This window comes from Streptomyces sp. MnatMP-M17, from assembly GCF_900091995.1.
In the GTDB taxonomy this organism is placed as follows: domain Bacteria; phylum Actinomycetota; class Actinomycetes; order Streptomycetales; family Streptomycetaceae; genus Streptomyces.
The window spans coordinates 1-9144 of the sequence record NZ_FMDK01000542.1; the positions used below are offsets into that span (position 1 = coordinate 1).

At 68.1% G+C, this 9144-nt stretch carries 7 protein-coding genes; all 7 read right to left on the reverse strand.

All coding sequences use genetic code 11. The features are described 5' to 3' along the window. Nucleotides 1-75: 75 nt before the first annotated feature. Entirely contained in the window at nucleotides 76-1728 is a 1653-nt protein-coding gene (gene pgi / locus GA0115259_RS23685; protein ID WP_093600795.1) for a glucose-6-phosphate isomerase, read from the reverse strand. A 224-nt stretch (nucleotides 1729-1952) separates the two neighbouring features. Next, entirely contained in the window at nucleotides 1953-2288 is a 336-nt protein-coding gene (locus GA0115259_RS23690; RefSeq protein WP_003976875.1) for an RNA polymerase-binding protein RbpA, read from the reverse strand. Nucleotides 2289-2459: 171 nt separating this feature from the next. Continuing rightward, a complete protein-coding gene (gene secG / locus GA0115259_RS23695) occupies nucleotides 2460-2690 on the reverse strand; it encodes a preprotein translocase subunit SecG (protein ID WP_046495616.1) in 231 nt (76 codons plus the stop codon). 244 nt (nucleotides 2691-2934) lie between these two features. Continuing rightward, complete coding sequence (gene tpiA / locus GA0115259_RS23700) at nucleotides 2935-3711, reverse strand: triose-phosphate isomerase (RefSeq protein ID WP_093600785.1); 777 nt, start codon at nucleotides 3709-3711, stop codon at nucleotides 2935-2937. Nucleotides 3712-3718: 7 nt separating this feature from the next. Next, nucleotides 3719-4930, reverse strand: coding sequence for a phosphoglycerate kinase (gene pgk, locus GA0115259_RS23705; RefSeq protein WP_093600788.1), 1212 nt, complete (start codon nucleotides 4928-4930; stop codon nucleotides 3719-3721). Between the two features lie 140 nt (nucleotides 4931-5070). Then, a complete protein-coding gene (gene gap / locus GA0115259_RS23710; RefSeq protein ID WP_093600791.1) occupies nucleotides 5071-6075 on the reverse strand; it encodes a type I glyceraldehyde-3-phosphate dehydrogenase in 1005 nt (334 codons plus the stop codon). A 181-nt stretch (nucleotides 6076-6256) separates the two neighbouring features. Further along, nucleotides 6257-9144, reverse strand: a 2888-nt coding sequence (locus GA0115259_RS23715) for a M14 family metallopeptidase (RefSeq protein WP_093600793.1), incomplete at its 5' end; no start/stop codon positions are given.

Sequence of the window (9144 nt, forward strand, 5' to 3'; positions counted from 1 at the left end):
CGCCCCCAGCCGATGGCGCGTTCGTTCAGTGTGTTGTCGGGCGGCCGGAGCCGCCGGGCCCCCTCCGCCACCGGTTCAGCGGCCACGCAGTGAACGGTACGTGGCGACCAGCGCCGCGGTCGAACCGTCGAGCTGGTCGCCGGACTCCTCACCGGTGAGCACGGGCTCGATCCGCTTGGCGAGCACCTTGCCCAGCTCGACGCCCCACTGGTCGAAGGAGTCGATGTTCCAGACGGCGCCCTGGACGAACACCTTGTGCTCGTAGAGCGCGATGAGCTGGCCGAGCACGGACGGGGTGAGCGCCTCGGCGAGGATCGTGGTCGTCGGGTGGTTGCCGCGGAAGGTCTTGTGCGGCACCAGCTCCTCCGGCACGCCCTCGGCGCGTACCTCTTCCGGCGTCTTGCCGAAGGCCAGCGCCTGCGTCTGCGCGAAGAAGTTGGCCATCAGCAGATCGTGCTGCGCGACCAGACCGGGCCGCAGATCGTCCACGGGCCGGGCGAAGCCGATGAAGTCGGCCGGGATGACCTTGGTGCCCTGATGGATCAACTGGTAATACGCGTGCTGCCCGTTGGTGCCCGGAGTACCCCAGACCACGGGTCCGGTCTGCCATTCGACCGGCCGGCCCTCCCGGTCCACCGACTTGCCGTTGGACTCCATGTCGAGCTGCTGGAGATACGCGGTGAACTTCGACAGATAGTGGCTGTAGGGCAGGACGGCATGCGACTGGGCGTCGAAGAACGATCCGTACCAGATGCCCAGCAGACCCAGCAGCAGAGGCGCGTTGGCCTCCGGCGGCGCGGTACGGAAGTGCTCGTCCACGAGATGGAAGCCGTCGAGCATCTCCCGGAACCGGTCCGGACCGATCGCGATCATCAGCGAGAGGCCGATGGCCGAGTCGTACGAGTAGCGCCCGCCGACCCAGTCCCAGAACTCGAACATGTTGGCCGTGTCGATACCGAACTCGGCGACCTTGCCGGCGTTGGTGGAGAGCGCCACGAAGTGCTTGGCGACGGCCTCCTGCCCGGCGCCCAGCTCGGTCAGCAGCCAGGAGCGGGCCGAGGTGGCGTTGGTGATGGTCTCGATGGTGGTGAAGGTCTTGGACGCGATGATGAAGAGCGTCTCGGCCGGATCCAGGTCCCGTACGGCCTCGTACAGATCCGCGCCGTCCACATTGGAGACGAAGCGGACCGTGAGATCACGGTCGGTGAAGGAGCGGAGCACTTCGTAGGCCATCGCGGGACCGAGGTCGGAGCCGCCGATACCGATATTGATCACGTTCTTGATGGGACGCCCGGTGTGCCCGGTCCACTCGCCGGACCTGATCCGGTCGGCGAACGCGCTCATCTTGTCGAGTACGGCATGCACCGCCGGTACGACATTCTCGCCGTCCACCTCGATGACGGCATCGCGCGGGGCGCGCAGCGCCGTGTGCAGTACGGCGCGGTCCTCGGTGGTGTTGATCTTCTCGCCGCGGAACATCGCGTCCCGCAGCTCGGCCACGCCGGTCGCCGCGGCCAGCTCGCGAAGGAGCGTCAGCGTCTCGTCGGCCACCAGGTGCTTGGAGTAGTCCAGGTGGAGATCGCCCACCTTGAGGGTATAGCCGGTGCCGCGCGCCGGATCGGCGGCGAACAGCTCCCGCAGATGCGTCTGCCCGAGCTGTTCACGGTGCTTGCCGAGCGCGTTCCACTCGGGCGTCCGGGTGAGCCTGGTACGGCCTTCTGCGTTCATCTCGGACATCGGTCCACTTCTTCTCGTGCGTGTGTGCGTGCCCTGCTGCCCGACCAACCTATGCGATCAGGGTGACCGCGCGACGACGGGACGACACGAGCCACGGACGAGGCAGAACAAACCGGCCGGACACCTGTTGGGTGTCCGGCCAGCCGAAGTATGTCCAGATCTTGATGTATCCAGATCTCGTTATGTCCAGATCCTGATGCGTCCAGATCTCGTGTCTAGATCTCGCCGCGCAGTTTGGCGAGCGCTTCGGCGAGGATCGCTTCGCCGTCCGCGTCGCTGCGTCGCTCCCGTACATAGGCGAGGTGCGTCTTGTACGGCTCGGTACGCGGCGGGTCCGGCGGATTGTCCCGGTCCTGACCGGCCGGGAATCCACAGCGCGGGCAGTCCCACGTCTCCGGAACCTGTGCGTCACTGGCGAAGCTCGGCTGCGTCTCGTGCCCGTTGGAGCACCAGAAGGAGATGCGCAGGCGCGGCGCGGACTCGCCACGCTCGGCCTCACCCATCGGCCCCGCTCCGACCCGGCTTCCCCGGATCGCGTTGCCACTTGCCACGGTCGTAACTCCCTGCGTGATGGTGCCGCAAAGCATCGATAGGCAGCTCCGCTGCCGGGCGCCCCAGTCTACGTAAGGCCCAACGCGCGTCCAGTGAAGGGAGTTACCCCCTGCCGCCCGGCGCGGAACCCCATGATAGGCCGCGCCCGCGACGCCGTACCGTACGTGTGTCTAGCTGTCCAGCTTCAGCAGCAGACCAAGAACGACAATGCACGCGAACCACAGCAGACCGACAACCACGGTGATGCGGTCGAGGTTACGCTCGGCGACCGAGGAACCACCGACGGACGACTGCATTCCGCCACCGAACATGTCGGAGAGGCCGCCGCCCTTCCCCTTGTGCATCAGCACGAGCAGCATCATCAGCAGGCTGAAGACGATGAGGGCGATCGAGAACCCCATTACCACGGCTGGACCAACTTCCTCGGACGGGCAGAACCGGCGGGATCTGGGAGTCAGACCCGATGGTTCCGATATGGACTGCGGGGACCCGCCGGGAGATGTTCCACCGTCCCGAGCCGGCCCCCGCAAGGGTACGACGGATCCGAGCCGCCGCATACTTACCGGTCCCGGAACCCGTGCTTACCGATTCCGGAACCCCGTGCTGACCGGTCGCCGACCGGTCCTTACTGGCTCTTACTGATCCTTACTGGTCCCGGAACCGGACGATCTTGACAAACTCGTCGGCGTCCAACGCCGCGCCGCCCACCAGGGCGCCGTCCACATCGGGCTGCGCCATGATCGCGGCGACATTCCCGGACTTCACCGAGCCGCCGTACTGGATCCGGACCTGGTCGGCCAGATCCTGCGAGTACAGCTCGGCCAGCCGTCCGCGGATCGCTCCGCAGACCTCCTGGGCGTCCTCGGGAGTGGCGACCTCACCGGTGCCGATAGCCCACACAGGCTCGTACGCGATCACCACGGACTCGGCCTGCTCGGCCGGGATGTCCTTGAGGCCGCCGTCGAGCTGGGCGAGCGTGTAGGAGACCTGGTCACCGGCCTTGCGGATGTCCAGGCCCTCGCCCACACAGAGGATCGGCGTCAGCCCGTGCTTGAACGCGGCCTTCACCTTGGCGTTGCAGATCTCGTTCGTCTCGGCGTGGTACTGCCGGCGCTCGGAGTGACCGACGGCGACATAGGTGCACTTCAGCTTGGACAGCATCGGGCCCGAGATCTCGCCGGTGTACGCGCCGGAGTCGTGCGCCGAGATGTCCTGGGCGCCGTACTTGATCTTGAGCTTGTCGCCGTCGGTCAGGGTCTGCACGGACCGCAGATCGGTGAAGGGCGCCAGCACGGCGACCTCGACGGCGTCGTAGTCCTTGTCCGTCAGGGCGAAGGCGAGCTTCTGGACATGGGCGATGGCCTCAAGATGGTTGAGGTTCATCTTCCAGTTGCCCGCCATCAGCGGGGTACGGGTGCTCATTTGGTGGTCAGTCCTCCAGTGCGGCGAGGCCGGGAAGCGTCTTGCCCTCGAGGTATTCGAGGCTGGCGCCGCCACCGGTCGAAATATGGCCGAATGCGTTCTCGTCGAAGCCCAGGATCCGGACGGCGGCGGCGGAGTCGCCACCACCGACGACGGAGAAGCCCGGGGAGTCCACGAGCGCCTGGGCGACGGCCCTGGTGCCCTCGGCGTAGTCGGGGTGCTCGAAGACGCCCATGGGACCGTTCCAGAAGACGGTCTCGGCGTCGAGGAGCTTCGAGGCGTACAGCCGGCCGGTCTCGGGGCCGATGTCCAGGCCCATCTTTCCGGCCGGAATGGCATCGGCGGCCACCGTGTCCGGGTGCGCGGGCGCCTTGGTCTTGAGGTCCGGGAACTCCGCCGCGACGAGGACGTCCACGGGGAGTACGAACTCCACACCGCGCTCGTCGGCCCGCTTCAGATACTCCTGGACGACCGGGATCTGGTCCTCCTGGACGAGCGAGGAGCCGATCTCATGGCCCTGTGCCTTCAGGAACGTGAAGAGCATGCCGCCGCCGATCAGGATGCGGTCGGCCTTCTCCAGGAGATGGTCGATGACTCCGAGCTTGTCGGAGACCTTGGCGCCGCCGAGGACCACGGCGTAGGGACGCCGTACGTCGTCCGTGAGCTTCTTGAGCACGGCGACCTCGGTGGCGATCAGTCCGCCCGCGGCGTGCGGCAGCCGGGCCGGCAGATCGACGACCGAGGCGTGCTTGCGGTGCACCGCGCCGAAGCCGTCGCCCACATAAAGATCGGCCAGCTCGGCGAGCTCGTCGGCGAAGGCGCCGCGCTCGGCGTCGTCCTTGGCGGTCTCGCCCGGGTTGAAGCGCAGATTCTCGATGACGGCGACCTGACCGTCGGCCAGGCCCGCGACGACGGCCTTGGCGGAGTCGCCGACGGTGTCGGTCGCGAACGCCACATCGGCACCGAGGAGTTCACCGAGGCGCGCGGCGGCGGGAGCGAGGGAGAAGGCGGGCTCCGGGGCGCCCTTGGGGCGGCCCAGATGGGAGGCGACGACGACGCGGGCGCCGGCCTCGGCGAGCCGGGCGACCGTCGGCAGTACGGCCCGGATCCGGCCGTCGTCGGTGATGGTGGTGCCGTCGAGCGGCACATTGAGGTCGGCACGGACGAATACGCGCTTGCCGCCGACCCCTTCGGCGAGAAGTTCGTCGATCGTCTTCATCTGCTGCTGGACTCCTTGGGATGTCTGGACAGGCCAACAGGGCTCGAACAGCGCAGCGGATGCGCCGACCGAGCCCTGTCGCTCATATCGAGATGCCTACCGGCCCTGAACTCAGCGGCCCTGAACTCATGGGCCCTGTGTCAGAGCTGGCCACCGACGAAGACGGTCAGGTCGACAAGGCGGTTGGAGTAGCCCCACTCGTTGTCGTACCAGCCGATGACCTTGACGCTCTTGCCCTGGACCATGGTCAGGGAGGAGTCGAAGGTGCAGGAGGCGGGCCAGTTGACGATGTCCGAGGAGACGATCGGGTCCTCGGTGTAGTCCAGGTAGCCCTTCAGCTCGCCCTCGGCCGCCGCCCGGAACGCCGCGTTGACCTCGTCCTTGGTCACCACGCGCTCCGTCTCGACGACCAGGTCGGTGACGGAGCCCGTGGGAACCGGGACCCGCATCGCCATGCCGTTGAGCTTGCCGGCCAGCTCCGGGATGACCAGACCGAGGGCCTTGGCCGCGCCGGTGCTCGCCGGAATGATGTTCTCCGCCGCGGCGCGGGCCCTGCGCAGATCCCTGTGCGGGAAGTCCTGGAGGCGCTGGTCGCTGGTGTAGGCGTGGACCGTGGTCATCAGGCCCGAGACGATGCCGAAGTTCTCCAGGAGGACCTTGGCCATCGGCGCCACACAGTTGGTGGTGCAGGAGGCGTTGGAGATGATGTTGTGGCTCGCCGCGTCGTACTTGTCCTCGTTGACGCCCAGCACGATCGTGATGTCCTCGTCCGTGGCCGGAGCCGAGATGAGGACCTTCTTGGCGCCGCCCGCGAGGTGCTTGGCGGCGTCGTCCCGCTTGGTGAAGATGCCGGTCGACTCGATGACGATGTCGACACCCAGCTCACCCCAGGGGATGTCGGCCGGGTTGCGCTCGGAGAGCACCTTGATCGTGTGGCCGTCGACGGTGATCGTGTCGGCGGTGTGGGTCACCTCGGCCTTCAGACGGCCCAGGATGGTGTCGTACTTCAGAAGGTGCGCCGTGGTCGCAGTGTCACCCAGGTCGTTGACAGCCACGATCTCGATGTCTGCACCCTGCTCCAGCAGCGCGCGGAAGTAGTTACGACCGATGCGGCCAAAGCCGTTGATGCCTACGCGGATCGTCACGAACCGATCTCCTCGTTAGGTACGCCGGGTTTCGACGCCGGCGAGTTGTATGGGATGTCCCCGACCTCGTATGACCCTACCTCTCCACGGCCCGCGTGGTGACATCGAGTGGCCCTGTGAGCCGACGGTGGCCCGTACCCGTGGGTACGGGTACGGGCCACCGCGTGCGTGGGGGCGGGGATCAGTCCCGCAGGGCGCTCAGTGCCTTGCCGAGGAGCGTCACGCGCTCTCCCGTGTCCCGCACGTGTTCCAGACCGAATCCGAGCAGCACGGTGTCACGCGTGGTGACCGCCGCGTACGACTTGAAGAGCTCCTGGGCACGCGCCCAGTCCCCCTCCACCGCGGGGCTTCCCTCCGGCGCGCCCGGAGTGGTCCAGGCCCCCAGCGAGGTCTCGAAGCCCTCGGACGCCTGCTCCACGCCGCCCACGGCGAGCCGCGCGTCGTCCGCGAAGAGTCCGCGCCCGCCGCTGCCGGGGTCGGTGATGTAGCTGAGGGACAGTTCGGCCTTCTTGCCCGCGTAGGCGCTCAGGTCGAAGACGACCTGCTGCCAGCCGTTCGAACTGCCGGTGAGGCTGTTCCAGGCGCCGCTGGTGCCGGTCGCGGTGCAGGCCTCGTTGCCGAGGGTCAGATAGCGGCCGAGGAACGGGTGGCCCTGGAGGAAGAACCCGGCCTCGCACTCGGCGGGCACGGTGGTGCTGGTCGCGCCGCCGGCCTCGGGGAGGGTGGTCCAGTCGTCGGCACCGGCGGTGTGGGCCTCCAGGACCGCGTGGTCGTACCCCGGCTCGGTGTTCCAGTTGAGCGCGAGGCGCAGCTCCGGCTTGTCGGCCGCGTCGATCCCGGTGAGGTCGACGGTCCGGGTGAGCCGGCGCCAGTCGTTGTCCTGGTGGGTGGCGGCGGCCATCCACTGGCCCTCGTAAGGGGCGTACGGGTTCGGGGTTCCGGTGTACACGCCCGCCTGCGCGCTCGCGAACTGCGGGAAGGTCTCCGGGTCCAGGGTGTCGGAGGTGACGGTGTAGCTGCCCGCCGCGTTCAGCGGGTTGCCGGGCGCCGCGCCGAGTGCTCCGGCCGCTCCCGAGAGGACTCCCGCGCCGCTGAATCCGGTGGCGCGGGCGTTGGACGCGCGTCCGTAGGCGCCCAGGTAGTACTGGCTGAAGTCATTGGTCTGGGCCCGCCCGACCGTGGCGTTGCCACCAGCCAGCTCTCCGGCCTCGATGAGCTTGCCGCCCTCGTTGAGGAAGTCGCGCACGGCGAGCTGGGTCGGGCCGCCGGGGGCCACGGCGCCCGTGTAGTGGACGGCCGTGGAGAAGTGGCTGAGAACACCCAGCGGGTGCGGTGCGCCCTGAGTGGCGACGTCCCAGACGACGGCGGTACGGCCGTTGGCGCGCAGGGCGTCGACGTAGGTCTGGGCCTGCTGGGCGGGCGCGCCCTCCTCGGCGATCACGAGCGTGTCGGCGCGGGGGACTTCGGCCACGGTGTAGGTGAAGTGCTCGCTGGAGGTGGCCTTTCCGTCCTCCGTCCGTCCGGTGAACCAGACCTCGACGCTGTCACCCGGACCGGCGTCCTCGACCTTGGCGCGGTACTGGTCGAAGTGGAGGTTGTCCTCACCGCCGTAGGTCTCGCCGCCCTTCCAGGCCCTGATCCTCTCCTGCTCGGTACGGCCGCCGTTGACGCGGTAGTTGAGCTCCATCTTCCGTAGCGACGAGCGCGCGGTGACGGAGACCTCCTGGTCGGCGCCGCGCGCGTACGAGGTGGTGAACGGGTCGAGCGTGAAGTCGGGGGCGGTCAGGCCGACCGACGAGGAGGGCTGGTCGGGGTGGGCGGCCGTCTCGGCGACGGAGAGCGCGAAGGGGACGTTCTTGGCGAACTCCGCCTGGATCAGCTTCTCGTCGTCGGGGAAGTTGAAGCCGGACTGGCAGTCCCGTGCCTCCCACGCGTCGTCCGGGTCGTATCCGGACGCGGTCTGGCAGGTCGTCATCTCCGGCGTGAACATCATCGTGCCGTTGACGTTCGCCGCATGGCCGTCGGCCTCACCGTTGGTGGTGTACAGCTCGGAGGAGACCTGCGGGTAGTAGCCGGGGATGGCGGAGTTCTCCGGGGTGCCCGCGAGCGCCTTGTAGAGCACGTCGTCGGGGGTCGGGGTCGCGACCTGCCAGCCCACGCCGTAGAGGAGCAGTTCGGCGGCGGAGTGGTAGTTGATGCCGTAGTCGAAGTCGATGCGCCGCTCGAAGCGGTCGATCGCCTGGGTCTCGGGCTCGGAGTTGGGGCCCGTGCCACGGTACGTCTCGCTCGCGGGCTGCGGGGACGAACCCTCGTCGTCGTAGCCCCACTTGTAGGCGAAGTTACGGTTCAGGTCGACGCCGTCGCCGGAAGTGATCTGTCCGTTGCCGTCGACGTCACGGAGGTTCTTGCGCCAGAGGCGGGCGCTGTCGGAGCTGAAGGTGTAGTCGTAGCCGTCCGGGTTGGCGGAGAGGACGAACCACAGCTCGGTGGAGTCGACAATCTTCGTTATTCGGGGGTTCTTGCCGTAGTTGTCGATGTAGTGGTGCATCAGCCGGCGCGTCATCTCGGGAGTGATCCACTCCCGCGCGTGCTGGTTCGACATGTAGAGCACGGACGGCTTGGATCCGTCCTTGGCGGTGCGCGCGCCCTTGCTGACCTTGAGGGCGAGGATGTCCTGTCCCAGCACCGTCTTGCCGATGGAGACGACCTTGGTGATACCGGGATTGGCCTGCCCGGTCTCGACGATCTCCTCCTGGAGGTTGCCCTCACCGCTGTACGGGCGGAAGACTCCCTCGTCCGCCGCGCGGGTGCGGGCCGCCGACTTCGCGGGAACCTTGCGCTCGGCGACCTCGACGCCCTGCTTCTCCAGGGCGCGCGCCTGACCGTCGGTGAGGAACAGCTCGACCTTGGCGGTCCCCTTCTCGGGGGCCCGTTCGGTGAGTTCATGGGCGTCCTGGCCCGCTGAGAGGAGCAGCGGTATCTGCTCCTGGGTGACCTCGGCGTCGAAGACCTTCACCGCGTCGGCGCCGGCGGCGGGCGCCGAGCCCGGCCGTGCCTGGGCGGCGGGCG

Excerpts from the sequence above, each read along its gene's own strand:
- pgi (WP_093600795.1), bottom strand. The coding sequence starts at position 1,728 with ATGAACGCAGAAGGCCGTACCAGGCTCACCCGGACGCCCGAGTGGAAC.
- secG (WP_046495616.1), bottom strand. The coding sequence starts at position 2,690 with ATGGGGTTCTCGATCGCCCTCATCGTCTTCAGCCTGCTGATGATGCTG.
- tpiA (WP_093600785.1), bottom strand. The coding sequence starts at position 3,711 with ATGAGCACCCGTACCCCGCTGATGGCGGGCAACTGGAAGATGAACCTC.
- pgk (WP_093600788.1), bottom strand. The coding sequence starts at position 4,930 with ATGAAGACGATCGACGAACTTCTCGCCGAAGGGGTCGGCGGCAAGCGC.